Below are 25,310 nucleotides of genomic sequence, written 5' to 3' on the forward strand. Positions count from 1 at the left end.
TATTTATAGGTACTAAAGTTTCGTTTAAACCGTAATATCCTAGCTCTATGAGACCAAAAACAATTATTATTTCCTTATTACTTGCCCTAGTGGCCATCATTTTATTTAACAATACCGAAGAGAGTAGCTTTTGGTTATTTGGGGAGATAAAAACATCTAAACTTATAATTTTAGGGGTTTTCTTTGTGTTAGGCGTTGTTACGGGGGGCATCTTGTTTAGGCGACGTAAAAAACACCCAAAGGAGTATGGCCTTTCTAATCCCAACCCCAACCCTACCCTAACAGAGACAGCGCAACATACGCAGCAAAAGGGGGAAGTAAACGCTCCCTATGCCACAAAACAACTTTCTGATGAGGATAGCGAATTCTTAAAATTATAGAAAAGCCGTCTTCAGACGGCTTCACTTATTTATTCTTCTTTCTTTTCGCTTTTGTAAGGGCTTCATTCAGTACATATTCAATTTGTCCGTTTACACTACGAAACTCATCCTGTGCCCATTTTTCAAGCAATTTATAGGTCTCCTCATCAATCCTTACCACAAAGCTTTTCTTCATAATATCTGTTTTTTATAAGGCACATCAAACTCCAATCCTGTGCCCGCATGCTATTAATAGAGCGTTCCTGTATTCACGATAGGCTGTGCAGCTTTCTCACCACATAATACCACCATTAGGTTACTTACCATCGCTGCTTTACGCTCATCATCCAATTCTACAATATTTTCACGGGATAGTTTTTTCAAAGCCAGGTCTACCATACCTACCGCCCCGTCGACAATCTTGGCACGCGCAGCGACAATGGCTGCGGCTTGTTGGCGTTGCAACATGGCACCGGCAATCTCTGAAGCATAGGCCAGGTGGTTGATACGGGCCTCCTGCACAATAATACCGGCTTTAGACAGGCGCTCTGTCAATTCGTTCTCTAGAATATGGTTAACCTCTTCACCGCCGTTGCGTAGCGTTATTTCGGCGGTATCATCTTCCAGGTTATCGTAGGAGAAGCTTACAGCCAAATGGCGTACTGCGGCCTCACTCTGTGCACGCACATAATCCAGGATGCGCTCTACATCATAGGCTGCTTTATAGGTATCGCCGATTTTCCACACTATAACAGCCGATATTTCAATGGGATTACCCTGTTTATCGTTTACTTTTAACGTTTGACTTTGTAGGTTTTCGGATCGTAAGGACATTTTCGTCGCTGAATATAGCGGATTTATAAAAAATAGACCGTTCTCTTTAATGGTGCCTACATATTTTCCGAAAAAATTTAATATTCGGGAGTGATTGGGTTGTACAATAGAAATACCTTTAAAAATAAATAGCGCCGTCAAAAACATGAGGATTGCTAGAAACATTAACCAGGGGTTTGATAAACGAGCTCCTCCTAACAGGACAACAACCGATAATAATAAAAGGATAATAGCGACAGCAATGGCCAGGTATCCCGAGGTTGGTTTTACAATTTTTTCCATTTTTTAAATTATTAATTGATATCATTTTGATATCACTAATATATCAAAATAAAAGCATATAATAAAATTATTAGGTAGAATTTGGAAACATCTTTTAGGGTCATTTGTTTATTTCTTATTAACCTTATTAATTCATATTTATTACTATGTTTCTAAAAATTCTAAAATATTTAATACTGATCCTTGCTTGCCTTTCCATTATCCTTGTTGCCGGGCTTTATTTCACGAACAATGCCTATATTTTGAAGGCCATACAGGTAACCTACTTAACGGGGCATAAAACTGCATTTATAGACGACTATATGTATTTTGATAATCGGAAAATTAATATTGGCACGCCACAGCCGTGGCCGCGCAGCGCCGACTATAACAGCGTGAAGAGTACCGAAAAATTAGATGCTATACATAAAAATACAGGGACAATAGCCTATTTAATCATCAAAAATGATAGCATTTGGTATGAAAAATATTACGACGGTTATTCAGATAGCTCCAAAACAAATAGCTTCTCCATGGCAAAGAGTATAGTTTCTGCCTGCTTAGGTAAAGCTATTGAACTTGGTTATATTGAAAGTTTGGATGACCTGGTTGTCCATTACTTGCCAGAGCTTAAAGGTAAGTATGCCAAAGAACTGACGATACGCCATTTAGTGAGTATGCGCTCGGGACTAAGTTGGAATGAAAACTACTATGTGCCATTTAACATTACCACCAGGGCGTATTTTGATCCTAACCTGAGCGAGATTATGCTCAACTTGTCTATAGATACCAAACCTGGGCAAGCGTTTAACTACAAAAGTGGCGATACGCAGTTGTTGGCAATACTAATGAGTAGCGTGCTCCCTGTTTCATTAACGCATTTTATGTCGACGTATTTTTGGCAGCCTATGGGTGCAGAGCATCCGGCATTATGGCAGTTTAATAAAACCGATAAGGTGGAGAAAGCTTATTGCTGTATAGCCAGCAATGCACGTGACTTTGCCCGCTTCGGCAAACTGTACCTCCATCTTGGGAACTGGAATGGGAAACAGTTGCTACCGCAGGACTATGTGGAGCAATCCATTAAACCTGCTGCAGAAAATTCGCCGGATTATGGTTATGGCTGGTGGTTGGGTACCTATAAGGGTAAAAATACGGCTACTATGAATGGGCATTTGGGGCAGTATGTAATTACTATTCCGGAGGACAATCTAATTATAGTGCGCTTAGGGCATAGCAAGGATAAAAGGTCTGTTAAGGACCCTGAATCCTCGTTTTACCAGTTTATAGAACAGGCCTATATTATGCTAGGTAAAAGTTAATTATTGCCTAACCTGATATTTGTCGCAGATAGCCTTATATTTGTGGTATGAACAACTACGCCGTATTATTTGATATGGATGGGGTTATCGCAAATACTAACCCCTATCATTCCCAAGCTTTTGAGCATTTCTTCGATAAATATCAGGTGCCTTATACGCAGGCCGACTTTGAGCAGCATATGTATGGCAAACATAACTCTTATATTATGAGCCATTTCTTTAATCGCCCCATACATGGTAAGGAATTGGAAGATCTGGAAAATGAGAAAGAGGGTTTATTTCGGGAGATTTATAAAACACAGGTAAAACCGATTACAGGTTTAATAGCATTTCTGGAGCAGCTGCACACGAATGGATACAAACTGGCTGTGGCTACTGCTGCGCCCAAGGCGAATATGGATCTTATTGTCGATGCTTTGGATATCCGGAAGTATATGTCTTCCCTCTTGTGTAGTGAAAATGTAACAAAACATAAACCTGACCCGGAGGTGTACCTAAAATCTGCTCATGTATTGGGCATACCGACCGATAATTGCATCGTATTTGAAGATTCTTTCTCGGGTGTGATGGCCGCCAAAAATGCAGAAATGAAGGTGGTGGGTGTACTCTCTTCGCACAGCAGGACCGAGCTGCCTCCTTGCGACTTTTATATAGACGATTATAGGGGTTTGTATATGCCAACTTTCGGAGACTTACAGATCCTTAAAGGGTAATGTTGTACGTAGACAGCCTCTCTAGTTTGTTAAATGGGCCTGAACAATGGGTATTGTATTTTACCTGCGCCTTGTTAATTGGTATGTCGAAAACAGGAATACAGAACATCGGTACTCTGGCGGTGCCATTGTTTGTTTTTCTGTTTGGTGCGAAGGCTTCTACCGGTATGGTGCTGCTCTTATTGGCGATGGCTGATCTTTTGGCCGTAGTATACTACCGTAAAAGGCTGCTGTGGAAGGAGGTCCTTAAGCTCCTTCCTATGGCATTAATAGGCTTACTGACGGGGTTGATCATGGGAAATTATATTTCCGATAAAACTTTTAAAATTCTGATGGCTATTTGCTTGCTCGTAGGGATAGGCATTATGATTTGGCTGGAACGTGTGCATCCGGATAAACAAAGCCAACTCACGCAAAAACGCTGGTATGCTCCTGTATTTGGATTTATTATGGGTTTTTCTACGATGATTGGAAATGCTGCAGGACCTGCACTTTCGGTTTACCTGCTATCGCGTAAGATGGACAAATTTACTTTTGTCGCTACGGGCGCCTGGTTTATTATGCTGTTGAATTATATTAAAATTCCGCTACAGGTATTTGTTTGGCACAATGTAACTTGGGAGGGTGTAAAACTTAATCTAATGGCTTTTCCTTTTATCGTGATTGGCGGAATTATCGGTATTCAACTGGTTAAAATCTTGCCCGAAAAAGTATTCAAAATCATTATCATGATCTTAGTGCTGTTGTCTTGTGTGGCTATGATCCGTTAATAGCAAAGCGGATTTATGGGGAATTTCAAAATCTCCGTAGGAGGTCATAATTTCTAAATTATCGGATTTCCTTACTATCTTATTTCCAGCATTTGCTGTATCTTTGTTTTGATGGATATCAATAATTTATTACAACGCGCATTAAATTTCGACTTCTTAACCAAAGAAGAAGGAATTTTTCTATATAAGGAAGCTAAAACGGCGGATTTGGCGTATGTGGCGAACGAACTTCGAAAAATACAGGTGCCACATGGTAAAGTTACTTGGCAGATTGACCGTAATGTAAACACCACCAATGTTTGTATTGCCAATTGTAAGTTCTGTAACTTCTTTCGTAGACCGGGACACGTGGATAGCTATATAACCGATATCGAAAGCTACAAACAAAAGATTGAAGAAACATTTAAATATGGGGGCGATCAGCTGTTGTTGCAAGGTGGCCATCACCCTGACCTTGGTTTGGCTTTTTATGTGGATCTGTTTAAACAGCTGAAGGAGTTATACCCTACCTTAAAACTACACGCCTTAGGCCCACCAGAAATAGCCCATGTGGCTAAACTTGAAGGCTTAAGTCATATCGAGGTGCTGTCGGCGTTAAAAGATGCCGGCCTGGATTCGCTGCCGGGTGCTGGTGCTGAGATTTTAAACGATCGGGTGCGACGCTTAATTTCTAAAGGTAAATGTGGCGGACAGGAATGGTTGGATGTTATGCGTGCAGCGCATAAAATTAACTTGCCAACGTCTGCAACCATGATGTTTGGCCATATCGAAACTTTAGAAGAACGCTTTGAACACTTGGTATGGATTCGTCAGGTGCAGAGCGAAAAACCCGAAGGGCATCATGGCTTTATTGCTTTTATACCTTGGCCTTTTCAGGATGACGGCACTTTACTGAAACGCTTACGCGGCATTTCGAATGAGGTAACCGGCGACGAGTATATTCGTATGATTGCTTTAAGCCGTATTATGCTCCCTAATATTAAAAATATTCAGGCTTCCTGGTTAACAGTGGGCAAACCTATTGCACAGGTATGCTTGCATAGCGGTGCCAACGATTTCGGCTCTATTATGATTGAGGAGAATGTGGTTTCTGCAGCGGGAGCTCCACACCGTTTTACATCGAAATCTATTCAGGATGCGATTAGCGAGGCTGGATTTGAACCGCAATTGCGTACGCAGACTTATCAGTTTAGAGAGTTACCTGAATCTATGGTGGAACAAGTTATAAATTACTAGGGTGAAAGACATACTTTTAAATATTGAAGCGCTGATTTTTGCATCGGAAGAGGGCGTTTCGGCAAATGAAATTAAATCGATTTTACAAGAGGGTTTATTAATTACTATTAACAAAGACGAGGTACTTTCTTTTATCGATAAAATTAAAGTTAAATATGAGGGTGAAGACTCCGTATTTTCACTTTCTGTAATTAATAATAAATACCAATTTCTTACTAAGGAAGCGTACCATGATGTTATTAATCAGTTGCAGGCACACCGCGATCGTAAAAAACTGAGTCAGGCCGGACTCGAAACTTTGTCGATTATTGCTTACCGACAGCCGATTACAAAACTTGAAGTCGAGCAGATTCGGGGCGTAAACTGTGATTATTCCATCCAACGCTTGCTGGAAAAGGATATGATTAAAATTGTCGGAAAAGCAGAGACCCTAGGTAAACCCTTATTGTATGCTACCAGTGATCAATTTATGAACCATTTCGGTATAAATTCGGTAAAAGACTTGCCACAGTTAAAGGATATAGTAAACGAAGAAAATAGCATCGGTGAGATTATTGAATAACTTATTTTTAAATAAATAACGCACATATTATCAACCTGATTACCAGTGTTATAATTTTAAAAAAAAATTTTATGTTTTCATTTTCTTGTCTAATTTTACGATAGAATTTATAACGGAAAATTTAGTTAACATGATGAACGAAACAGTCGAAAAAATTGAAATTGACGAGGTATTAGTCGGTTTTAACGGCCCTGAGGACGATGAGGATGATTTTGACAATGATGATTTTGATTTAGAAATCGATACGATTGGCGGGGGGTTTGACTTTGATGAGGAAGATGAAGATTTCTAACTAATATATAGAAAGCAAAATCTACCTGATTAGAAAAGAGGTTTACTTCGTACGTACGGAGTAAACCTCTTTTTGCTTCCTGAGCCGTTTAAAATTCGGGGAGGCGCTGCCCTATTCCTTGTCGTAGCGCGCTACCGCAGTAGGTATGCGGCTATAGCATATATAGTTATGCCAGCCTACACCTTCCTGCCTCTGGCCATGGAATAGTGCACAAATACCGAATATGGACGGTTGAACACCCTGCAACATCAGGGCACAAAAAAAGGTGTTCTATACGTAACAGAACACCCTTATTTTTTAGGTTGTAGAACTTTATTTTTTATGTAGTTCTTCATACAAATCGATTACTTTCTTTTGTAAATCGATTACTTCAGTATTGCGAAGTATTAACTTCTTATTTAACTCTTCAATTTCACTAATTTTATTGTCATTATCTTCATTGGACTCCGAAGTGGATAACAATTGCACAAGAGATAAGCCAAATAATTTTGAAATTTGGTTCAATCTGGAAAGGTTTACATCGGTAATTCCCGTTTCAATTTTCGAAAATGCTGGGATAGATATGCTTAACCGGTTTGCAACATCTTCCTGACTCCAGCCACGCTGATGTCTAAGTAATCTGATTTTTTTTCCTAAAGTATTCATTTGGTAAATGTTATATTTATCCAAAAATAAAAATAAATTAGTAAAATTTAAAAAAACAATTACACCTTTAGTCAAAAATTAAATAAAAAACCTATCGGCAAAGTTTAACATATTTATTCCCGAATAGCTTTCAGAGCTCATAAACAACATGTTAAAACCTTGGCTGTCAAACGATTCTATATACGCTACTAAAGACTCAGATTCGGTTAAAATAACAAGATTTGTATGCTGAAACACTTTGTCAATTTTATGTAAAATATTCCCAATAATTATATTTTTTTCTTTAATGCTATTTTTATTAACAAAAACAACAGCCACATCCGACTCATCCATACTATTAGTATATTGAATTAATTGATCACCCTCCGTAACGTCATATGGGTTTAACTCAATCACAGTAAGCAATTTGGAAGCCGGAAACTGTTCTTTTATAGCATGTATACTTGTTTTTAACTTGAGGGGTGTATGTGCAAAATCTTGGTATACCACTCTGCCTGCATTACTGGCAACAAACTCCAAGTATCGAATGGAACTGGTAAAATCTTTAATCGCCTCGTAAAACTCATCTCTTTTAATACCCAACCACTCACAAACGGTATAGGCTCCGGCAACATTCGAAAGATTTTGCTTACCATTAATCTTTAAAGGAATTTCCTCTTCGCCCACATGCAAATAGGTAACCCCTTTATTGATCGTGTATTCCGGCAGTTTATAACCATGGCGGTTTATCCGACAGTCGCGCGTTTCCCCTACAATCTTTTGCACCCTACTGTCGTCTTTATTATAAATTAATGTTCCTTTCGGCACAATGGTATCTACAAAAGTTTCAAACTGCAGCAAATACTCCTCCTCAGACATGACCGTTTTAAAATTATCCCAATGGATATTACTGATTAGGGCAATATTAGGATGGTAGTAGTGAAACTTAGCGTGCATATCTATAGAAGAGGCATAAAACTCATCCCCTTCGATAAGCATAATATTTGCGGTGGATGTTAACTTTATCTGCGCATCAAAACCTTCAAGCTTAGCCCCTACCAAATAGTCAAACTCCTTACCTAATTTTTTAAGTACATGCATGATCATACTGATAATCGTGGTTTTGCCATACGTTCCGGCAATAACAACACGAATTTTATCAATACTCTGCTCATAAATAAACTCGGGGAAGGAATAGATTTTAATATTTAATTCCTGTGCCTTACGCAACTCAGGGTTATCTGCGAGCGCATGTTTACCCAATATAACCGCATCCATATCCGGCGTTATGCGTTCTGCATTCCAACCTAATTGCTCGGGTAGAAGGCCCTCCTGCTGCAAACGCGACTTCGAAGGCTCCACGATCTGGTCGTCGGACCCTGTAACTTGATGCCCCAACTTAGCCATATTTATAGCTAAGTTGTGCATCACACTTCCTCCTATGGCAATAAAATGTACGCGCATATATTATTTTTTCACAAACTTAGCCGCACACCAGCCGTCTAACTCCTTACTTTCTTCAAAGAATAAGTTTAAACGTTCACACTTTTCCTTCAATACAGCTAAATCTTGCTCCCGATAAAAACCACTTAAATACAATTCTCCATTGTCCTTTAATACCTGAGCGTAGGTGTCCATCTGATCCAGGAGAATATTTCGGTTAATATTTGCCAGAATCGTATCGAAGGTACCGTTTCCTATAGCCTCTTTAGAGCCAAGACGCTCTTCGATATTATGCACATGGTTCAAGGCTTTGTTTTCCTTGACGCTGTCTACACAAGTCGGATCATAATCTATCGCGACAACCGAGATAGCACCACGCATCGCTGCTAAAATCCCCAAAATACCGGTTCCACAGCCCATATCCAACACCGTTTTTCCGTCAAAATCGTTCTGAAGGATAAACGAAAGCATCATCGAGGTGGTCTGGTGATGGCCGGTACCAAAAGACATCTTCGGATCAATAACGATCTCGTAGGGATATTCGGGTTTATATTCATGAAAGGTAGCCCGAACATAACACGTATCGTCGACCACAATTGGATTAAAATTACGCTCCCAAAGAAGGTTCCAATTCTGCTCTTCAATATCTACAATTTTATAGGCCAACTGATATCCATCCACCGCTGCTAGCAACAAGGTCTCTAAGGCCTGTACATCCAGATTTGCTGTGGGCACATACCCCGCAAAACCGTCTTCATTATCTTCAAACGTATCAAAACCAATTTCTGCCAGCTCGGCTACCAACAAATCCTTCTGCCATTCCTGAATATCAGGACTTATAAAATTTACTGCTGTATATTTCATTCTATTTGTTAAAAACCTTCACAATTTCTAAGAAATCTCTAGATTTCAAAGAAGCACCACCAATTAACCCGCCATCAATATCAGGCTGCGCAAATAATGTTGATGCATTTGAAGGGTTTGCACTACCTCCATATAAAATAGTGGTTTGATCAGCAATTTCTGCACCATATTTTGCCGCTACCGTCTCCCGAATAAAAGCATGAACTTCTTGCGCTTGCTCTGGTGAAGCTGTTAAGCCTGTGCCAATAGCCCATACCGGTTCGTAGGCCAATACAACCTCTGCAAATTCGGTCGCAGATAGGTGAAATACCCCTCCTTCCAATTGCGTTTTAATGACTGCAAAGAAATTATTTGATTCCCGCTCCTCCTTGGTTTCACCAATACAGAAAATAGGTCTTAACCCTTGCTTCAATACCGCATTCGTTTTATCCGCCAAAAGCGCATCCGTTTCACCAAAATAAGCTCTACGCTCAGAGTGACCCAAAATTACATAGTTTACACCTACCGATTTTACCTGAGCGGCAGATACCTCCCCTGTATAAGCACCGGCTTCTGCCTGATGTACATTCTGCGCCCCAATATGAACGTTTGCCGCTGTAGCTGCTAGTTTTCCTAAAGTCGACAAATGAATAAAAGGTGCACAAACCACAACTTCCTGATCGCCGATAACCTCATCTTTTACCATATTAACGATTTCCGAAAATAGACTTACCCCCTCTTCGAAATTCAAATTCATTTTCCAATTTCCGGCTACAATGTTTTTACGCATGTTTTTTTTTATTTTAGTGTTGATTAATAAACAATTCTCGTTCTGTCCTAGTTTGCAAAAATATGGCATTCAAAATACGCTCTTCCTCATCGGAAAAATCCTCTTGCTTTGCCAGCGCCTTTCTGCGCATCATCTGTATAAATTTAACATAGATATATACCTGGGATACCTGTTCGGTAATCCAGCTGAAATCTGGCACAAATTTGGGAATAAAATTTGACATTGCAACCTGTGCACCCACACCAATTACGGTTCCCGTGTTAATCTTGCTATTTATAGCCAACATAACTTGGTCGCCCAGTACCACACCACACTTTAAAAGTCCGGTATCGCGCAACTCTTGTCGTACATAATCGTATAATTTTACCGTACCCCAATCGTTCCTTAAATTCGAATTGCTGGTTCCTGCCCCCAAATTACAGCCCTCGCCAATGACAGCGCAGCCCAAATAACCATAATGCCCTTTGTTGCTGTTGCCCCAAATTACAGTATTACTCAACTCGCCCCCCACTGTACAGCCTGGCCCTACACTTACATTCGAGTAGAGTACCGCTCCCGCCTTCACCCGGCTGTAATCGCCTATAGCAACAGGCCCTATAAGTAAAGCACCAGGCTCGATAACCACCTCCTCTCCGATATATATAGGCCCCTTAGCGTCGTCCAATATAGCACCCATATAAGATGCTGTAGCAGCACAATACAGCTTAGTAGCAGACGCAGCGGCAGCAGTGTTCAGCTGCCCATCACCCTGCGGTAGCAGCCTGTCGAAGTCAAAATTTAACTGCTCGCCATTGTAGCGAAAAATATCCTCCGGGTATTGCAGCCGTTTGGCTTTATAGGGCGCCACAACAGGCACAAAAGAGGTTAAATCTGCAACTGTAAAATCCAAGGTAAAATGCCCTTTCGCCGCCAGCCACTGCCCCTCTTCGTCCAGCAGCAGCTCCCCTGCGTTCAGCGAATACAGCCATTCCAGCCCTACCTTATCGGGTAGCACTGCAGCATTTAATAATAGATGATGTGCTGTTTGCGGATGGAACGGAAAGCGCTGTTGCAGATAATCTACGGTAAGATAAGAGACATCTGTTTGAAATAGTTTAGCCCATTTATCAGCTAATGTCCAGATGCCAACCCTCAAATTACCTATAGGACGGGTAGCAACCAAGGGCAAAAGATGCTGCCGCTCGGAGAAATTATCGAATAATACAACAGATAAAGACATATCTTTAAAAATACAAAAATCCCGATAAAAAATTATCGGGATTCCTAACTATATATAAATATAGCTTATTTTTTGTTGTAACGGCTACGGAATTTATCGATACGTCCAGCTGTATCAACCAATTTCATTTTACCAGTATAGAATGGGTGTGAAGTATGAGAAATCTCCAATTTCACTAATGGATATTCGTTACCATCTTCCCAAGTGATTGATTCTTTAGTATCTACACATGATTTTGTTACAAAAGCATAGTCATTAGACATATCTTTGAAAACAACTAATCTGTAGTTTGACGGATGCAAATCTTTTTTCATTTTATCTTTTGATTACTATATATTCAACAATTGAGGTGCAAAGATAATTTATTAATACAACAATTGCAAAATAATATTTCTCCATACCTGATTAATTCCTTTTGCTTAGAACGTTACTTTTCCTAGGCCACACAAAAGTAGACATTATATTTGAATATTATAGCAGTTTAAACCCCTATTATCTGCGTTTTTTTATTATTTTTGCTCTCTATTTGAAAAATGTCAATAAACATGAGTATTTCACTATCCGAACAGGAACTACAAAGAAGACACAACCTTCAGGCTATGATCGATTTAGGTATCAACCCTTATCCGGCCGATGAATTTAAGGTAAATGTCACTGCTGATGATATATTAGAAAACTACGAAAGAGACAAAATTAATTATAAACATATCCAGATTGCGGGTCGTATTATGAGCCGTCGTATTATGGGTAATGCCTCCTTTATAGAAATCCAAGATGCTACAGGCAGAATTCAGGTGTATGTAAAGCGAGATGATCTTTGTCCAGATGAAGACAAAACTTTTTATAATACTGTATTCAAAAAACTGTTGGATATTGGGGATATTATCGGTATCGAGGGTTATGTTTTTACAACACAGACTGGCGAGATATCTGTACATGCCGAGAAATTAACGGTTTTAACCAAATCTTTACGACCTCTGCCGGTGGTAAAAGAGGCTGATGGCAAAACTTATGATGCTTTTACAGATCCTGAACAACGTTATAGAATGCGTTATGTGGACTTAATTGTAAATACCCAGAATAAGGACATTTTTGTTAAACGTACGAAATTGTTTAATGCAATGCGTCAATTTTTCAATGACGCAGGTTATATGGAGGTTGAAACCCCTGTACTACAAGCTATACCTGGTGGTGCTTCTGCACGCCCCTTTATTACACACCACAATGCTTTAGATATTCCGTTGTACTTACGTATAGCAAACGAATTATACTTAAAGCGCCTTATTGTTGGTGGCTTCGACGGTGTATACGAATTCTCCAAAAACTTCCGTAACGAAGGTATGGATCGTACACACAATCCGGAATTCACGGCAATGGAGATTTATGTGGCCTATAAAGATTACAACTGGATGATGACCTTTACAGAGCAACTTTTGGAGCACTGTGCTCAGGCGGTAAACGGCAAAACAACAGCTACTTTTGGCGAGCATAAAATTGACTTTAAAGCGCCATACCCACGTGTTACGATGGCCGATGCAATTAAAAAGTTTACAGGTTTTGACATCAACGGAAAAACGGAAGATGAACTAAGAGCTGCCGCAAAGGGTATGGGTATTGAGGTGAACGACAGCATGGGTAAAGGAAAACTTATCGATGAGATATTTGGTGAGAAATGTGAAGGCAACTTTATACAACCTACCTTCATTACCGATTACCCTATCGAAATGTCGCCCCTAACGAAAAAACATCGGGATAACCCGGAGCTTACCGAAAGATTTGAACTGATGGTATGTGGTAAAGAGATTGCCAATGCCTACTCCGAGCTTAACGACCCTATCGATCAACGGGAGCGTTTTGAAGAGCAGTTGCGCTTATCGGAAAAAGGTGACGACGAGGCCATGTTTATCGATCAGGATTTCTTACGGGCATTGGAGTACGGTATGCCACCTACATCTGGTTTAGGTATTGGTATGGATCGTTTAATTATGTTTTTAACAAACAACCCTTCCATCCAGGAGGTATTATTCTTCCCACAGATGCGACCGGAGAAAAATGAGCCTGTAATCGAGCTTAACGACGATGAAAAGGCAGTTTTAAATCTTCTATCCGACGAGCAACAATCGCTAGCAGAGGTGAAAGAGAAGTCGGGCCTGTCGGGTAAAAAATGGGATACGGCAAGTAAAAGCTTACGACAAAAGGATTTGATCCACATTATTGTTGATGGGGAACAAAAATATATCGTTAAAAAGTAATAAAAAGAGCCTGTTCACATGAACAGGCTCTTTTTTAATGGCGTACTATCGTAGTATTGCTAAACCTTAATAGGTATTATTCAACACCTCCTCGTACTCGCCAGCATCGCTCAGCGCTGTAACCCTTTGCCAGGTCATGTATGCATAAACCTGTTGTCCGTTGGACAATATAGGTTCTAAAGATTTTTGATACAGCACATCGCCCTCGAAGTCTAATTTTCTCACCTGTGTCGTGCCTTCCCAATTGGGATATAAGGAGGTTTGAATTTGATACTCTACACAGGCTGTAATATTATTTACCTGATACTTTCCCGAGAAAGCAATAAAGGTTTTACCCCGATGAATATACTCCTCATCGGTTGCCTGCAATTTATCACCGGATTTAAAGGAAGCATCCTCCGAGGGCGCAATCTGCACGGCCATATAGCCATCTGGAGTAAATAACAATAGGCCTTTAGGAGATTTACCCATAGGAAAACAAGAATCCGATCCGCCGACTGGAAGTTCTATATAAGACAAAAGTTTCCAGGTTCCTTCTATTTCATTTTTTAGTGATGTCATATGTCAAACTTGTTTTGTTTAAAACGCTATAAAAGCAGAAATATTCTGTCACATTATTAATACAATACATAAAAATCAAAATTTCATGCATTTAATTTCACGCAGGGGTGAAGGATTAACACAGGAATCCTGTACTTACATAAGCAATTGTGCAAATTAACTTGTATTTTAGATAAAACTTTGAGCGAATTATGATTTTATCAGCTGTAGATACTGTTGAAAGCATTACAAAAGAAGATTTTCTTCGGAAATACTATAAACCGCAGAAACCGGTACTTATAAAAGGCTACGCCCGTCGATGGCAAGACTTTGACAAATGGAATTTAGATTATATTTACGAGCAGGTTGGCGAGCAGGAGGTCGGCTTGTACGACAACAAACCTGCGGATCCGAATAAAGCCACAAGCGAGGCCGTAACGAAAATGCGCTTTCGTGATTATATAACACTGATAAGAAGTCAGCCTACTGACTATCGCATATTTTTCTATATCATAACAGACCATCTACCGGCCTTATTAAAAAATTTCACCTACCCTGATTTAGGCTTTAAATACTTTAAACGTATACCTACCCTATTTTTTGGTGGCAGTGAAGCCCGTGTTCTTATGCATTATGATGTGGACCTCGCGGATTTACTTCATTTTCAGTTTGAAGGAAAAAAACGGGTACTGCTTTTTGCGCCAGATCAAAGCGACTTCCTGTACAAAGTTCCGCTGTCGGTACACACCGTTTATACGGTCGATTATGAAAACCCCGATTATCAGCAGTTTCCCGCATTGGCATACGCCAAGGGCTTCGAAGTGTTTATGGAACATGGCGACGCTTTGTTTATGCCCTCCGGATACTGGCATTTCAACCGCTATCTAGAAGCTGGGTTCTCGGTAACACTGCGCTCCTTTCCCAACTCTGCCCTGCGTTTGTTACGAATGCTTAAGGAGGTATTTATCCTGCGCAATACCGACAAAATATTGCGTAAACTCTTTAAAAAGAAATGGGTAGACAAAAAACAGCAGCAAGCCTATAGAAATAGTCAACGTACACTCCAGAAATATATACAGAACCACAACTTATAATTTAACCATATATGCTTTGTCCTTGCGGATCAGATTTAGATTTTACAGCCTGCTGCCAACCCATACATACGGGCAGTAAAGATGCCCAAACAGCCGAACAGTTAATGCGTGCCCGATATGCCGCATTCTCAATGCACAACATTGATTTTATTTACAACAGCTTCCACCCCAGCACCAGACGTTTCCAGCAAAAGAATGCTATAGAACAGTGGGCTAAAGAAAACAAATGGATGCAGCTAGCGGTACTGAAAACCACCGCTACGACGGTAGAGTTTGAAGCTCATTACTTAGACCCCGACTTGAACACGCAAATACATCACGAAAAGTCTACCTTTAAACAACTGCATGGGCGCTGGTTTTACTTGGATGGCATTATCCTGTAAGGTATATAATGTATAGGTCCCGGAGGACTTAATAAAAAATTAACATCTTTTTTATCACTACCTAATTCGTAGACCATACTTTTGTACTAGTTAATACATATGGCAATGATAAAAGATCTAGAAATCACAGACTTAGAAGCCTACATCGAGCCTTCAGAATGGCTTTATGATGGAGACGACCTGGTAGCTTTGGAAGACTAAAGCGGGGTACGTATACTTAAACCTGGTTTAGGTATTTAATTTGAACATATACGGCAAAATACCCATAGCCTGCAAAAGACCGTTTAAAAGACGGTTTATTGGGTTCTTAAAACAATTTTGATACTTCATAAAAATAAAATAGGACGCTCCAACGGAAGCGTCCTATTTCTATACAGGTGTATATACTTTTTTAGTTGCTAAAATAGGCACGTACATTTTTACCTTCTACCCAGTTCATATACGCCTTGTTTACAACCCGGTTTCCACCCGGTGTTGGGTAGTCGCCAGAGAAGTACCAGTCGCCCTTATGGTTCGGACATGCAACGTGTAGGTTGTCTAGGGTCTGAAAGATAACCTCTAATTCTGCGTTCAAGTCATGCGGACGAACAATGCGCGCAATTTCTTCCGAAATCTCATCGTCTGTAAAAGGCTCATAAATAGCTTTCACATAGTTCTCCGCTTCCTCCCTAGGTTTGGTAATCGATGCCAAACACTTTTGGTACACTTCGTCGATAATATGCGACAAACCTCTACGCTTCAGCAGGTTAATTGCCGCCTCAAATGCCACAAACTCGCCCATTCGCGACATATCAATGCCGTAACAATCTGGATAACGAATTTGAGGAGCAGAAGAAACAATAACAATTTTTTTCGGATGTAAACGATCCAGAATAGTTAAAATAGATTGTTTCAATGTTGTTCCACGCACGATAGAATCGTCGATTGCGACAATTGTATCTTCATGATCACGTACAATACCATATGTTGTATCGTAAACATGCTGCACCATGTCCTGACGGTCAGCATCTTGTGTAATAAAGGTGCGCAATTTGGCATCCTTAACATTCAGCTTTTCAAAACGTGGATGTAAACTTAAGATTTCATCCATCTCTACGTCAGAAATCTTCTCGTCGCGGTTCAACAACACATTTTTTTGGTAATCGCGCACATAGGTGTTCATGCCCTCCATCATACCGTAATAGGAAACCTCTGCAGTATTCGGGATAAAAGAAAACACCGTATTTTTTATATCGTTATTTATGGAAGCCAATACCTGCTTGCACAATAGCTTACCCAAAGATTTACGCTCTTGGTAAATATCTGCGTCAGACCCTCTGGAGAAGTAAATACGCTCGAAAGAACAGGATTTCTGTTCTACAGGCTGTCTAAACATTTCTTCGGTAATCGTACCATCTTTTTTGGCAATCAAGGCATGTCCCGGACGAATTTCTTTTACTGCCCCCAACGGAATATTAAATGCCGTCTGTATAACCGGTCTTTCCGAAGCAACAACCAATACCTCATCATCTTGGTAATAGAATGCCGGACGTATACCCGCCGGATCGCGCATCACAAAAGCATCGCCATGGCCCAAAATACCCGCAATGGTATATCCCCCATCCCAGGTTTTTGCAGAACGTGTTAGAATTTTAGCAACATCAAGATTTTTGCCTATCTGTGCTGAAATTTCAATATTAGAAAGTCCTTCTTTTTTAAATTGATCGAAAAGAATCTGGTTTTCATCGTCCAAAAAGTGACCTATTTTCTCTAATACGGTAACTGTATCGGCTTGCTCTTTAGGGTGCTGACCTAAGTCATAGAGCTGCTGTAACAGCTCGTCCACATTGGTCATATTGAAATTCCCTGCTACCACAAGATTTCTGGTCATCCAGTTATTTTGCCGTAAGAAAGGGTGACAGCTTTCAATACTGTTTTTACCATGCGTACCGTAACGCAGGTGGCCCAATAATACTTCTCCAGTGAAACTTACATTATCCTTTAACCATTGCGTATCCTTGGATTCATTTGGATAGGCTTTGCTAACGGCAGCAAATTTCTTTTGGACATATTCAAAAATATCGGCTACAGCGGTAGAGCCCATAGCTCTATAACGGCTGATATACCGATTTCCAGGTTTAACATCGAATTTTATCGTTGCAATACCTGCCCCATCCTGACCACGGTTATGTTGCTTCTCCATAAGGAGATACAGCTTATTAATCCCGTAGTAAGGGGTGCCATATTTTTCTTGATAATATGAAAGGGGTTTTAATAGTCGAATAAGTGCAATACCACACTCGTGTTTTATAGCGTCACTCATAGCTTGAATTGATGCTGCAAAGGTACAAAAGAGATTTGAAAAATCTGTTACGGCATAGCAGTTTTTACACCGCAGAAATGCAACGAAAGGACTTAAATTGCAACTGCCCTACAAAGAGAACCTGTACCCCTTTATTTTTGACGCTCAGATTAGAATAGCAGCACCTAAAAAAACGCCCTCGAGTGAGGGCGTTCATCCATTATTTAGATATTAAATTGGGAAGGGAAATATCATTTATAAAGTTTCTCCATGTTGCGACCTATCCAGCCCCTCTTCTTCCTCTGCCTCAGATACCCGCAACGGCGTGATCATACTTGTAATTTTCAACAGGGCAAATGCCATAACTAATGTAAACGCTGTAGCACCGACCAAGCCGATAAGATGGGCGATAAACAGTGCACTCTCGCCGTAAAACAGACCGTTTGATTCTACGGCAGCATTGATGGATTTATGGGCAAACACGCCGGTAAGCAACATACCCACCATACCACCGACACCATGTGAAGGAAAAACATCTAAGGTATCGTCTAATTGCGATTTTGTACGCCACTCAATCATTAACCGCGACACGACCGCTGCAACAGCACCAATGACTAAGGAGTGCGGTATGGTTACGAAGCCTGCAGCAGGTGTTATCGCCACCAAACCGATTACCAAACCGATACACACCCCCATCGCAGAGGGCTTTATACCGCGAGCAGCATCGAAGAAGATATAGGTTAATGCAGCTGCCCCCGAAGCTGTTGATGTTGTAGCCAGTGCTGTGGCTGCCAACTGCGACGCCCCAAAAGCAGAGCCTGCATTAAACCCAAACCAACCAAAAAAAAGCATTCCAGTACCTAAAATCACGTATGTAATACGTGCGGGTTCGTGGGATTTAAAATTCTTCCCTTGCTTCAAATAGATGGCTGCAGCTAAGGCTGTAAGTCCTGCCGACATATGTACTACTGTACCACCGGCAAAATCTAGCACCCCTAGCTTAAATAGCAACCCATCTGGGTGCCAAGTAGCATGTGCTAATGGCGCATATATAAAGACAAAAAATAAACAGATAAATAAAACATAAGAGGTGAATTTGATGCGCTCTGCTACAGCGCCCGTAATCAGGGCTGGCGTGATAATCGCGAACTTCAGCTGATACATGGCAAATAATACAAATGGGATGGTAGGCGCACCGGACCAAGGCTTTCCATCGACTACGCCATTAAACATAAAATACGTCATTGGGTTACCAATCACCCCGCCTACGGAATCTCCAAAAACTAAGGAAAACCCAAATACTACCCACAGAACGGCAACAACGGCCATGCATATAAAACTCTGCAACATGGTAGAAATAACATTCTTTTTCTTAACCATACCGCCATAAAAATAGGCTAAACCGGGCGTCATAATCAAAACTAAGGCCGTTGACGCCAACATCCAGGCAATATCTGCACCGTTATAGCTAGATTCATCTATGTTTTCTGGTGTTTTTGATAAAAACACCGACATCAAAACCAATAAAGCCATAATTATTATTGGCAGATAAGATTTTTTGTTTGTAAATTCCATATAAACTAGATTTGGTTGATTTATTTACAACAAAAGAAGAATAAAAATCAATTATTTCCAAATAAAAATTGATTTTTTTAATTTTTTTTATGATTTAATATTGATTTTTAAGGATAATTAAGTCTTAAAAACAATTTAAACACAATAAAAACATGAAATAACTAATAAATAAAGCTAAAAAAGAAGCACAACACACACAAAAAAACAAGAAAACACAGCTTTTTTCTAGATTAGTAGAGCGAAAGGATAAAAAAAAGAGTGCTTTTGAGCTAAATAAATAAAATTACCGCAGCAAACGCTTGAAAAAAGAATCTTTAAGTGCTATATATAAGGTATCGCCTTCCCAACGTAAAGGATATAGGCTTATATAATTCCCCTGCCCTGCTGCACCTCGCCCTGTAGCTAAACTAAAGCGATGTCTGTGGTAGGCACAAACAATGTCGCCAGCCTCGCACCAGCCTGCAACCAATGGAGCACCGGCATGGGGGCATTTTTTGGAAAATGCTACCCATTTATCCTTATCGTAAACTAAACAGAATGAACCTTCCGGCAATTCGACCAATTGTACTTTGCCTTTTTCATTTAGGTATTCGGAGGGTATCTCAATCCATGCCATACTCAAAACTACACAAAAAAGTTTTTCATTTTTAATTTGCTTCCTTTATATTTAAATCGTGTCTTCTAGAATGCTATGCATCTACAGATTCAAGCATCTCGACATTTTACTTTAAAATCAAGAATAAAATGGAAATAGAAAGTAAGGATATACCACTGGCAGATGGCATCCTGTTGTGCCTGAGCCATGCGGATCATGCTGAAGATCTTTTTCATGCCGTCATGGATAACCACAATCATTTAGCCCAATTTTTACCTTGGGTGGCAAAAATGGAAAGTGTAAACGACTACACCAATTACTTACGAAACTGCGTGCTTGACCGGGTGGATGGCAAGGAATTAAGCTACAATATATTTCGCCATGGTAGGCTTGTTGGCCGTATCGGATTTAATGCTATAGATAACAATAACAACCATACTGCTATTGGCTATTGGTTGATTGAGGATGCGCAAGGAGAGGGTATAATTACCAAAGGATGCACCAAACTTCTGGAGCTGGCCTTTACCAGATTAAACCTCAACCGGGTAGAGATATTGTGCGCAACGGAAAACACGCGTAGCGCCGCCATTCCTAAACGTTTAGGTTTCACGAAGGAAGGGGTTTTACGACAGGTGGAGAAAATCGGCAACAGGTACCTGGACTTACAGGTTTTCTCGATCCTAAAAGAGGAGTGGTTAAATTCTAATTTAAAATAATAGATATGAAGGTATATTTTGCTTTAAGCGCATTATTTATTACGAACTTATGTATTAGTTCCTGCACAAACAACACATCAAAAGTCTCGGGCACAACAGGAAGCTCCGCAACAGCGGCGCTGCAGCAGGTGGATACAGGAAAAAATCAACTCCAAACAGAGGAAGCTAAAAAATGGCTTATAGCCGCTATTGAAGATCATTTTAAGCTCGACACGGATATGGCAACTATGACCACTGAAACTTATAATGCCTATAAAATTGATGCAATGAACGTTGATATGCAGGTCGATAATAGCCTCAGTGAGGAGGAATTCAACACAAAGTGGGCCGCTAAGTTTGATACTGCCACCCACATTAATAATATTGCTTTTTTAATTTCAGGGCAAGATTATGACCAGATTCTGGTTAAGGATTGTGAAGCCTTACCAGCAAAGCATAACCGCGTGGATACAATAGTCTTCAAGACAACATTAATGGATAAAGGCCTCCACCAGGAATACCATAGAAAAATTTTTGTAACCCACCAAAATGGCAAGTATTTGATTGCCGATGTGTTAGAGGAAGATTAATTTTAAAAAAAGAGTTATCTTTTGTAGTACTAATTCTTTAATTTTATAACAAAATCATATTACTATGAAAGATAATTTTTCCTCAATATCAGATAAGTATGCGATTTATCGTCCTACCTACCCTCAATCGATCTATGATTTTATATATCCCTTAATACAGGACAAAGATGCTGCCTGGGATTGTGCAACCGGTAACGGACAAATAGCACAGGAGTTAGCGCATGATTTTTTAACTGTCGAAGCCACTGATATCAGTCAAGCTCAACTGGATAATGCGCAGCAGTCCGTTAATATTAATTATTCCGTCCAACCGGCCGAAAAAACATCTTTTAAGGACAATAGCTTCGATTTGATTACTGTAGGCCAGGCAATTCAATGGTTTGATCTTGATAAGTTTTACCATGAAGTAAAACGTGTTGGAAAAGAAAATAGCTTAATTGCTGTCATTGGCTACGAAATGAGTATGATAACACCGGAGATTGACGAAATTATAAATCGATTTTACAATACCGTTGTAGACGCATATTGGGAATTTGATAAGCACTACGTACAGCAGCATTATCAAACCCTACCCTTTCCATTTCGGGAGCTGGAAACCCCAGCGGTTACCAATATTAAGCTGTGGAAGTTAGATCACCTGTTAGGCTACTTAAATACCTGGTCGGCCGTGAAGAATTATGAGGAGAAAAATGGCGTTAACCCTATCAATGAAATTAAAGACGATTTAATTCATGCTTGGGGAACGACTGAAATCCGTAAGGTTAACTTCCCCATATTCTTTAGGGTGGGGCGTATAAAATAATCCTTTGATGTGAGGAATTGGGGAATAATAATAATAATAATAATAATAATAATAATAATAATAGGCTACATCAGCTATTCTGCCCTACTGGCGAGTAGCTGATGTGCGACAAAGGCTAAAACGTTACATCCAAAACCGATAACACATACCCCTGTCCATCCATAGTGTTGCCATGCCAGTGATGCACTCCAGGTACCTAACGAACCGCCAATAAAATAAGAAACCATATATACGGTATTCAGGCGGTTGGTAGCCTTGGTTTTAATTGAAAAGAAATCCGTTTGATTCATAATATGTGTCGATTGCAGACCTAAATCGAGTATGACAATACCGATTATTAAACCGATATAGGTATTGCCCCCGAAATACATAAACAGCCAGCTGCTTAAAAGCAACAGCAAGGCGCGCTGTAATATCGCAAACCTAGAATAGCGCTTTGTAAAACGCCCCACAAATGCTGCCGCCAGCGCACCTACAGCGCCCACTAAACCGAAGCTTCCTACGACCGACGGGCCGACCATAAAGGGGGGCTGCTCCAGGTGGAATACAAGTGTGGTAAAAACGGCCGACATACCAGCAAAACCCATGGCACCACGAAAGGAGGCCAACCGCAATACCGGTTGTGTGGCTGCCAATTGCCATACAGACTTCATTAAAGAGGCATAACTGCCGACAAAATTTGGCTTAACATCGGGAAGCTTTTTCAACAGGGCAAACCAGGTTAAAACCATTAGTACCGCTGCTATACCAAACATCGCACGCCAGCCCCACAGGTCGCCGACAATACCACTTAAGGTGCGCGACATTAATATACCGATTAGTAAACCAGACATCACCATACCTATATTTCCGGATTTTTTTTCGGGTGCAGATAATTCTGCCGCCATAGGAACAAAAAGTTGCGGCACAACAGAGGTTATACCTATAAGAAGACTGGAAACGTATAACATCCATACCGAACTTGCAAAACACATCCATATCAAGGATAGCAGCACAACAGCTAAGTCTACCAAAATTAAACGCTTTCGGAAAAATTTATCACCAAGCGGTACTATCAACAGTAAACCTAAGGCATAACCGACTTGTGTGAGCACCGAAATCTTACTTACCGCAGCCTCGCCAACCTTAAACTCGCTAGCGATTAAAGACAATAATGGCTGATTATAGTAGATATTGCCAACAACAATCCCCGAAGCTATCGTCATTAGCCATAGGGTGGATTTGGTTACTGTATTTTGATTTTCCAAAGGATACTGCACTAATTAAAACAGTACGAACTTACAAAATCAATATTAAATACAGCAAGAAATTGTGTATTTCTCAGCCGCTTACACAGGCCTACCTACCACCAGATTTGGAGGCTCCTAGCGGATTTATGGAGATGCTTCTCCAAATGGAAATCGAAAAATACGGCAATGCATGGTTGCTAATAGCAAAAATTGTTGTTGATTAATATATCCATCCCGGCTGGCCGAATGCTTTTTGACGAAAGACATACTTGCAGCTACAACTTCTTTTGTCAAACAGATCTTGATGTAACGAGCAATATTGGTTAGGGGATGCCTCGGCACAGGCATCGGTTGTTATCTGTTTTTCATCCGACTAATTTTTATTGACTTGAAACAGAGGTTTAACTATTGGCTGTTTTTAAAAGTGTTAATCGGAGCAACGTAAAAATACTGTGGCTTTACACCGAAAACTTCTTTTTCTAAAAACAGTGTGGTATTTTTAGACCTAACCTACATCAACTTAAAACCAATGATGATGATAAAATATATTAAACCCTTCTGGTTACTTATTGTATTGGGATGTATACTGTCGCAGGCTATTGCCCAGACAGCACATTTAAAAATTGCAACGTACAATATTCGAAATGATAACCAAGGAGATGTTGAACGTGGTAATGGTTGGCAGCAGCGCCTTCCGGTGATTGCTCAACTTATCCGTTACAACGAATTTGATATATTTGGCGCACAGGAGGTTTTACATAACCAGTTAACTGACTTGCTTAATCGTGTACCAGAGTACAATTATGTGGGCGTAGGCAGAGATGATGGGGAGACAAAAGGTGAGTACGCACCCATATTCTATCGAAAGGATAGGTACACCCTAGTCGCGCAGGGTAACTTTTGGTTAGGTGAAATTACCAACAAACCAACGAAAGGCTGGGATGCTGCGCTTCCGAGAATCTGTACCTATGCCAAGTTCAAATCTAACTTGAATGGTAAAACATTCTGGGTTTTTAATTTACACTTAGATCATGTAGGCGTGTTAGCGCGACAAAATAGCTGTCTCCTGGTATTGGAAAAAATTAAAGCGCTGGCAGGTAGGGAAACGGCTTTGTTAATGGGCGACTTTAATGTGGACCAGCACAACCCTATTTATGGCATAATAAACGATTCTGGCTTACTTCGGGATGCTTATTCGCTTAGCACACTCACCTATGCTTTAAATGGCACCTTTAATGCATTTGACAGCGACTTAATGACTGATTCCAGAATCGATCATATTTTTGTAACCTCAAATGTAAGGGTGCATAAGTACGCGGTCTTAACAGACAGCTACCGAAGTCCTAAAGAGGAGGCTAAAGAAATAAAAAAGGGAGATTTTCCAACCGAATTGTCATTCAAAAACTATTCGGCACGCATGCCTTCCGATCATTTTCCGGTCTGCATTACTGTATCTTTTTAAGCCGTTGGTGTTATCCTGACCTGTATTTCCTGAAAGTAAATTATTATACCCAAACTACAGGAACGGATATAACGGTATTTAAGTCGACCTGCAACTACTGCTCTAAATTACAGGCGAACCGACCGACAAACTTACTGTTTTTTATGTGGCCAGCTAAATTATTAGTTGGTTAAATCAGAAAGGTTACACCTACATCATCTTACACCTTTCATAGGTTCTTTACGATGGGACAGTTTAATATGAAGTTGGATTTTCTTAAGGGAATCTTGTAGGGAGCCCTAATCGTTTTCCTTAAGCGTATAAAATAAGAAAGCCCACTGTTAATAGTGGGCTTTAGTGTGTCTTGGCGGAGAGGGCGGGATTCGAACCCGCGGTACCGTTTCCAGTACGACAGTTTAGCAAACTGTTCCTTTCGGCCACTCAGGCACCTCTCCGTGTTTTGACAATGCAAACATAAGGCAAAAAAATCAATCCTCAAAGCCCAAAACGCCTTTTTTTTGCAAAAAATCAACATTTTAAAATAACCAACTGAGAGTCAATTCCT

General features: G+C 40.2%; 27 protein-coding genes and 1 tRNA gene. 14 read left to right on the forward strand and 14 right to left on the reverse strand.

The genetic code is table 11. From position 1 onward, the window contains the following. The first annotated feature begins 47 nt into the window (after nt 1-47). Nucleotides 48-380, forward strand: coding sequence for an LPXTG cell wall anchor domain-containing protein (locus tag ACL9RF_RS06455; RefSeq protein WP_422799782.1), 333 nt, complete (start codon nt 48-50; stop codon nt 378-380). A 25-nt stretch (nt 381-405) separates the two neighbouring features. Here the strand turns inward: ACL9RF_RS06455 and ACL9RF_RS06460 are convergent, their stop codons facing one another. Beyond that, complete coding sequence (locus ACL9RF_RS06460; RefSeq protein ID WP_422799783.1) at nt 406-555, reverse strand: Arc family DNA-binding protein; 150 nt, start codon at nt 553-555, stop codon at nt 406-408. 53 nt (nt 556-608) lie between these two features. Continuing rightward, nucleotides 609-1,475 (reverse strand): SPFH domain-containing protein, encoded by an 867-nt coding sequence (locus tag ACL9RF_RS06465; RefSeq protein ID WP_422799784.1) that lies wholly within the window; start codon nt 1,473-1,475, stop codon nt 609-611. Nucleotides 1,476-1,621: 146 nt separating this feature from the next. On the opposite strand from ACL9RF_RS06465, the gene ACL9RF_RS06470 reads away from it, so the two are divergent. The 6 genes from ACL9RF_RS06470 to ACL9RF_RS06495 all read left to right on the forward strand — a co-directional run bounded on the left by ACL9RF_RS06470 (nt 1,622) and on the right by ACL9RF_RS06495 (nt 6,349). Beyond that, complete coding sequence (locus ACL9RF_RS06470) at nt 1,622-2,776, forward strand: serine hydrolase domain-containing protein (RefSeq protein WP_422799785.1); 1,155 nt, start codon at nt 1,622-1,624, stop codon at nt 2,774-2,776. A gap of 47 nt (nt 2,777-2,823) precedes the next feature. Further along, on the forward strand, nt 2,824-3,489 hold the full coding sequence (locus tag ACL9RF_RS06475; protein ID WP_422799786.1) for an HAD family hydrolase: 666 nt from the start codon (nt 2,824-2,826) through the stop codon (nt 3,487-3,489). Next, nucleotides 3,489-4,259, forward strand: a complete 771-nt coding sequence (locus tag ACL9RF_RS06480; RefSeq protein WP_422799787.1) for a sulfite exporter TauE/SafE family protein — start codon at nt 3,489-3,491, stop codon at nt 4,257-4,259. Before ACL9RF_RS06475 ends, ACL9RF_RS06480 begins: the two co-directional genes overlap by 1 nt. Before the next feature lie 111 nt (nt 4,260-4,370). Continuing rightward, on the forward strand, nt 4,371-5,495 hold the full coding sequence (gene mqnC / locus ACL9RF_RS06485) for a cyclic dehypoxanthinyl futalosine synthase (protein ID WP_422799788.1): 1,125 nt from the start codon (nt 4,371-4,373) through the stop codon (nt 5,493-5,495). 1 nt (nt 5,496) lies between these two features. Continuing rightward, nucleotides 5,497-6,057: an SMC-Scp complex subunit ScpB gene (gene scpB, locus ACL9RF_RS06490; RefSeq protein WP_422799789.1), complete on the forward strand. Its 561-nt coding sequence runs from the start codon at nt 5,497-5,499 to the stop codon at nt 6,055-6,057. Nucleotides 6,058-6,187: 130 nt separating this feature from the next. Next, nucleotides 6,188-6,349 carry a hypothetical protein gene (locus ACL9RF_RS06495; RefSeq protein WP_422799790.1) on the forward strand — a complete coding sequence of 54 codons (162 nt, stop codon included), beginning with the start codon at nt 6,188-6,190 and terminating at the stop codon, nt 6,347-6,349. A gap of 312 nt (nt 6,350-6,661) precedes the next feature. Here ACL9RF_RS06495 and ACL9RF_RS06500 read toward each other — a convergent pair whose 3' ends face one another. From ACL9RF_RS06500 to ACL9RF_RS06525, 6 genes are all read right to left on the reverse strand, one after another. Continuing rightward, entirely contained in the window at nt 6,662-6,994 is a 333-nt protein-coding gene (locus tag ACL9RF_RS06500; protein WP_422799791.1) for a helix-turn-helix domain-containing protein, read from the reverse strand. Nucleotides 6,995-7,072: 78 nt separating this feature from the next. After that, nucleotides 7,073-8,401 carry a Mur ligase family protein gene (locus tag ACL9RF_RS06505; RefSeq protein WP_422799792.1) on the reverse strand — a complete coding sequence of 443 codons (1,329 nt, stop codon included), beginning with the start codon at nt 8,399-8,401 and terminating at the stop codon, nt 7,073-7,075. A 39-nt stretch (nt 8,402-8,440) separates the two neighbouring features. Then, entirely contained in the window at nt 8,441-9,280 is an 840-nt protein-coding gene (gene prmA / locus ACL9RF_RS06510) for a 50S ribosomal protein L11 methyltransferase (protein ID WP_422799793.1), read from the reverse strand. A gap of 1 nt (nt 9,281) precedes the next feature. Next, complete coding sequence (gene tpiA / locus ACL9RF_RS06515) at nt 9,282-10,049, reverse strand: triose-phosphate isomerase (RefSeq protein WP_422799794.1); 768 nt, start codon at nt 10,047-10,049, stop codon at nt 9,282-9,284. Nucleotides 10,050-10,062: 13 nt separating this feature from the next. After that, nucleotides 10,063-11,268, reverse strand: a complete 1,206-nt coding sequence (locus ACL9RF_RS06520; RefSeq protein WP_422799795.1) for a putative sugar nucleotidyl transferase — start codon at nt 11,266-11,268, stop codon at nt 10,063-10,065. A gap of 65 nt (nt 11,269-11,333) precedes the next feature. Beyond that, nucleotides 11,334-11,582: a type B 50S ribosomal protein L31 gene (locus tag ACL9RF_RS06525; RefSeq protein ID WP_086949673.1), complete on the reverse strand. Its 249-nt coding sequence runs from the start codon at nt 11,580-11,582 to the stop codon at nt 11,334-11,336. Between the two features lie 231 nt (nt 11,583-11,813). Here ACL9RF_RS06525 and lysS point away from each other — a divergent pair, with 231 nt between their 5' ends. After that, nucleotides 11,814-13,520 carry a lysine--tRNA ligase gene (lysS, locus tag ACL9RF_RS06530; protein WP_422799796.1) on the forward strand — a complete coding sequence of 569 codons (1,707 nt, stop codon included), beginning with the start codon at nt 11,814-11,816 and terminating at the stop codon, nt 13,518-13,520. A gap of 66 nt (nt 13,521-13,586) precedes the next feature. On the opposite strand, the gene ACL9RF_RS06535 is transcribed toward lysS, so the two are convergent. Continuing rightward, the gene (locus ACL9RF_RS06535) at nt 13,587-14,081 is read right to left on the reverse strand and encodes a lipocalin-like domain-containing protein (protein ID WP_422799797.1); all 495 of its coding nucleotides are present in this window, start codon (nt 14,079-14,081) and stop codon (nt 13,587-13,589) included. A gap of 191 nt (nt 14,082-14,272) precedes the next feature. Here ACL9RF_RS06535 and ACL9RF_RS06540 point away from each other — a divergent pair, with 191 nt between their 5' ends. Together ACL9RF_RS06540 and ACL9RF_RS06545 are read left to right on the forward strand one after the other, a co-directional pair. After that, the gene (locus ACL9RF_RS06540) at nt 14,273-15,154 is read left to right on the forward strand and encodes a cupin-like domain-containing protein (RefSeq protein WP_422799798.1); all 882 of its coding nucleotides are present in this window, start codon (nt 14,273-14,275) and stop codon (nt 15,152-15,154) included. Between the two features lie 11 nt (nt 15,155-15,165). Next, nucleotides 15,166-15,537 carry a YchJ family protein gene (locus ACL9RF_RS06545; RefSeq protein ID WP_422799799.1) on the forward strand — a complete coding sequence of 124 codons (372 nt, stop codon included), beginning with the start codon at nt 15,166-15,168 and terminating at the stop codon, nt 15,535-15,537. A 391-nt stretch (nt 15,538-15,928) separates the two neighbouring features. Here ACL9RF_RS06545 and ACL9RF_RS06550 read toward each other — a convergent pair whose 3' ends face one another. The 3 genes from ACL9RF_RS06550 to ACL9RF_RS06560 form a co-directional block, all read right to left on the reverse strand. After that, nucleotides 15,929-17,839, reverse strand: coding sequence for an amidophosphoribosyltransferase (locus ACL9RF_RS06550; protein WP_422799800.1), 1,911 nt, complete (start codon nt 17,837-17,839; stop codon nt 15,929-15,931). Nucleotides 17,840-18,073: 234 nt separating this feature from the next. Then, nucleotides 18,074-19,351 (reverse strand): ammonium transporter, encoded by a 1,278-nt coding sequence (locus ACL9RF_RS06555; protein ID WP_422799801.1) that lies wholly within the window; start codon nt 19,349-19,351, stop codon nt 18,074-18,076. A 325-nt stretch (nt 19,352-19,676) separates the two neighbouring features. Continuing rightward, nucleotides 19,677-20,009, reverse strand: coding sequence for a Rieske (2Fe-2S) protein (locus ACL9RF_RS06560; protein WP_422799802.1), 333 nt, complete (start codon nt 20,007-20,009; stop codon nt 19,677-19,679). Between the two features lie 128 nt (nt 20,010-20,137). Here ACL9RF_RS06560 and ACL9RF_RS06565 point away from each other — a divergent pair, with 128 nt between their 5' ends. The 3 genes from ACL9RF_RS06565 to ACL9RF_RS06575 all read left to right on the forward strand — a co-directional run bounded on the left by ACL9RF_RS06565 (nt 20,138) and on the right by ACL9RF_RS06575 (nt 22,075). Further along, entirely contained in the window at nt 20,138-20,704 is a 567-nt protein-coding gene (locus tag ACL9RF_RS06565; protein WP_422799803.1) for a GNAT family N-acetyltransferase, read from the forward strand. 5 nt (nt 20,705-20,709) lie between these two features. Continuing rightward, nucleotides 20,710-21,273: a hypothetical protein gene (locus ACL9RF_RS06570; RefSeq protein WP_422799804.1), complete on the forward strand. Its 564-nt coding sequence runs from the start codon at nt 20,710-20,712 to the stop codon at nt 21,271-21,273. A 64-nt stretch (nt 21,274-21,337) separates the two neighbouring features. Then, complete coding sequence (locus tag ACL9RF_RS06575) at nt 21,338-22,075, forward strand: class I SAM-dependent methyltransferase (protein WP_422799805.1); 738 nt, start codon at nt 21,338-21,340, stop codon at nt 22,073-22,075. Between the two features lie 74 nt (nt 22,076-22,149). On the opposite strand, the gene ACL9RF_RS06580 is transcribed toward ACL9RF_RS06575, so the two are convergent. Next, nucleotides 22,150-23,322 carry an MFS transporter gene (locus tag ACL9RF_RS06580; protein WP_422799806.1) on the reverse strand — a complete coding sequence of 391 codons (1,173 nt, stop codon included), beginning with the start codon at nt 23,320-23,322 and terminating at the stop codon, nt 22,150-22,152. A gap of 511 nt (nt 23,323-23,833) precedes the next feature. Here ACL9RF_RS06580 and ACL9RF_RS06585 point away from each other — a divergent pair. Further along, complete coding sequence (locus ACL9RF_RS06585) at nt 23,834-24,766, forward strand: endonuclease/exonuclease/phosphatase family protein (protein ID WP_422799807.1); 933 nt, start codon at nt 23,834-23,836, stop codon at nt 24,764-24,766. A gap of 344 nt (nt 24,767-25,110) precedes the next feature. Here the strand turns inward: ACL9RF_RS06585 and ACL9RF_RS06590 are convergent. Further along, nucleotides 25,111-25,200: transfer RNA gene (locus ACL9RF_RS06590), tRNA-Ser, on the reverse strand. Nucleotides 25,201-25,310: the final 110 nt, after the last annotated feature.

The sequence above is a fragment of the Sphingobacterium sp. Mn56C genome (genome assembly GCF_049319645.1).
Classification (GTDB): Bacteria; Bacteroidota; Bacteroidia; order Sphingobacteriales; family Sphingobacteriaceae; genus Sphingobacterium.

What these genes read in the sequence shown, in the direction of transcription:
- ACL9RF_RS06455 (WP_422799782.1), top strand. Translation starts at nt 48, where the DNA reads ATGAGACCAAAAACAATTATTATTTCCTTATTACTTGCCCTAGTGGCC.
- ACL9RF_RS06460 (WP_422799783.1), bottom strand. Translation starts at nt 555, where the DNA reads ATGAAGAAAAGCTTTGTGGTAAGGATTGATGAGGAGACCTATAAATTG.
- ACL9RF_RS06465 (WP_422799784.1), bottom strand. Translation starts at nt 1,475, where the DNA reads ATGGAAAAAATTGTAAAACCAACCTCGGGATACCTGGCCATTGCTGTC.
- ACL9RF_RS06470 (WP_422799785.1), top strand. Translation starts at nt 1,622, where the DNA reads ATGTTTCTAAAAATTCTAAAATATTTAATACTGATCCTTGCTTGCCTT.
- ACL9RF_RS06475 (WP_422799786.1), top strand. Translation starts at nt 2,824, where the DNA reads ATGAACAACTACGCCGTATTATTTGATATGGATGGGGTTATCGCAAAT.
- ACL9RF_RS06480 (WP_422799787.1), top strand. Translation starts at nt 3,489, where the DNA reads ATGTTGTACGTAGACAGCCTCTCTAGTTTGTTAAATGGGCCTGAACAA.
- mqnC (WP_422799788.1), top strand. Translation starts at nt 4,371, where the DNA reads ATGGATATCAATAATTTATTACAACGCGCATTAAATTTCGACTTCTTA.
- ACL9RF_RS06495 (WP_422799790.1), top strand. Translation starts at nt 6,188, where the DNA reads ATGATGAACGAAACAGTCGAAAAAATTGAAATTGACGAGGTATTAGTC.
- ACL9RF_RS06500 (WP_422799791.1), bottom strand. Translation starts at nt 6,994, where the DNA reads ATGAATACTTTAGGAAAAAAAATCAGATTACTTAGACATCAGCGTGGC.
- ACL9RF_RS06505 (WP_422799792.1), bottom strand. Translation starts at nt 8,401, where the DNA reads ATGCACAACTTAGCTATAAATATGGCTAAGTTGGGGCATCAAGTTACA.
- prmA (WP_422799793.1), bottom strand. Translation starts at nt 9,280, where the DNA reads ATGAAATATACAGCAGTAAATTTTATAAGTCCTGATATTCAGGAATGG.
- tpiA (WP_422799794.1), bottom strand. Translation starts at nt 10,049, where the DNA reads ATGCGTAAAAACATTGTAGCCGGAAATTGGAAAATGAATTTGAATTTC.
- ACL9RF_RS06520 (WP_422799795.1), bottom strand. Translation starts at nt 11,268, where the DNA reads ATGTCTTTATCTGTTGTATTATTCGATAATTTCTCCGAGCGGCAGCAT.
- ACL9RF_RS06525 (WP_086949673.1), bottom strand. Translation starts at nt 11,582, where the DNA reads ATGAAAAAAGATTTGCATCCGTCAAACTACAGATTAGTTGTTTTCAAA.
- lysS (WP_422799796.1), top strand. Translation starts at nt 11,814, where the DNA reads ATGAGTATTTCACTATCCGAACAGGAACTACAAAGAAGACACAACCTT.
- ACL9RF_RS06535 (WP_422799797.1), bottom strand. Translation starts at nt 14,081, where the DNA reads ATGACATCACTAAAAAATGAAATAGAAGGAACCTGGAAACTTTTGTCT.
- ACL9RF_RS06540 (WP_422799798.1), top strand. Translation starts at nt 14,273, where the DNA reads ATGATTTTATCAGCTGTAGATACTGTTGAAAGCATTACAAAAGAAGAT.
- ACL9RF_RS06545 (WP_422799799.1), top strand. Translation starts at nt 15,166, where the DNA reads ATGCTTTGTCCTTGCGGATCAGATTTAGATTTTACAGCCTGCTGCCAA.
- ACL9RF_RS06550 (WP_422799800.1), bottom strand. Translation starts at nt 17,839, where the DNA reads ATGAGTGACGCTATAAAACACGAGTGTGGTATTGCACTTATTCGACTA.
- ACL9RF_RS06555 (WP_422799801.1), bottom strand. Translation starts at nt 19,351, where the DNA reads ATGGCTTTATTGGTTTTGATGTCGGTGTTTTTATCAAAAACACCAGAA.
- ACL9RF_RS06560 (WP_422799802.1), bottom strand. Translation starts at nt 20,009, where the DNA reads ATGGCATGGATTGAGATACCCTCCGAATACCTAAATGAAAAAGGCAAA.
- ACL9RF_RS06565 (WP_422799803.1), top strand. Translation starts at nt 20,138, where the DNA reads ATGGAAATAGAAAGTAAGGATATACCACTGGCAGATGGCATCCTGTTG.
- ACL9RF_RS06570 (WP_422799804.1), top strand. Translation starts at nt 20,710, where the DNA reads ATGAAGGTATATTTTGCTTTAAGCGCATTATTTATTACGAACTTATGT.
- ACL9RF_RS06575 (WP_422799805.1), top strand. Translation starts at nt 21,338, where the DNA reads ATGAAAGATAATTTTTCCTCAATATCAGATAAGTATGCGATTTATCGT.
- ACL9RF_RS06585 (WP_422799807.1), top strand. Translation starts at nt 23,834, where the DNA reads ATGATGATGATAAAATATATTAAACCCTTCTGGTTACTTATTGTATTG.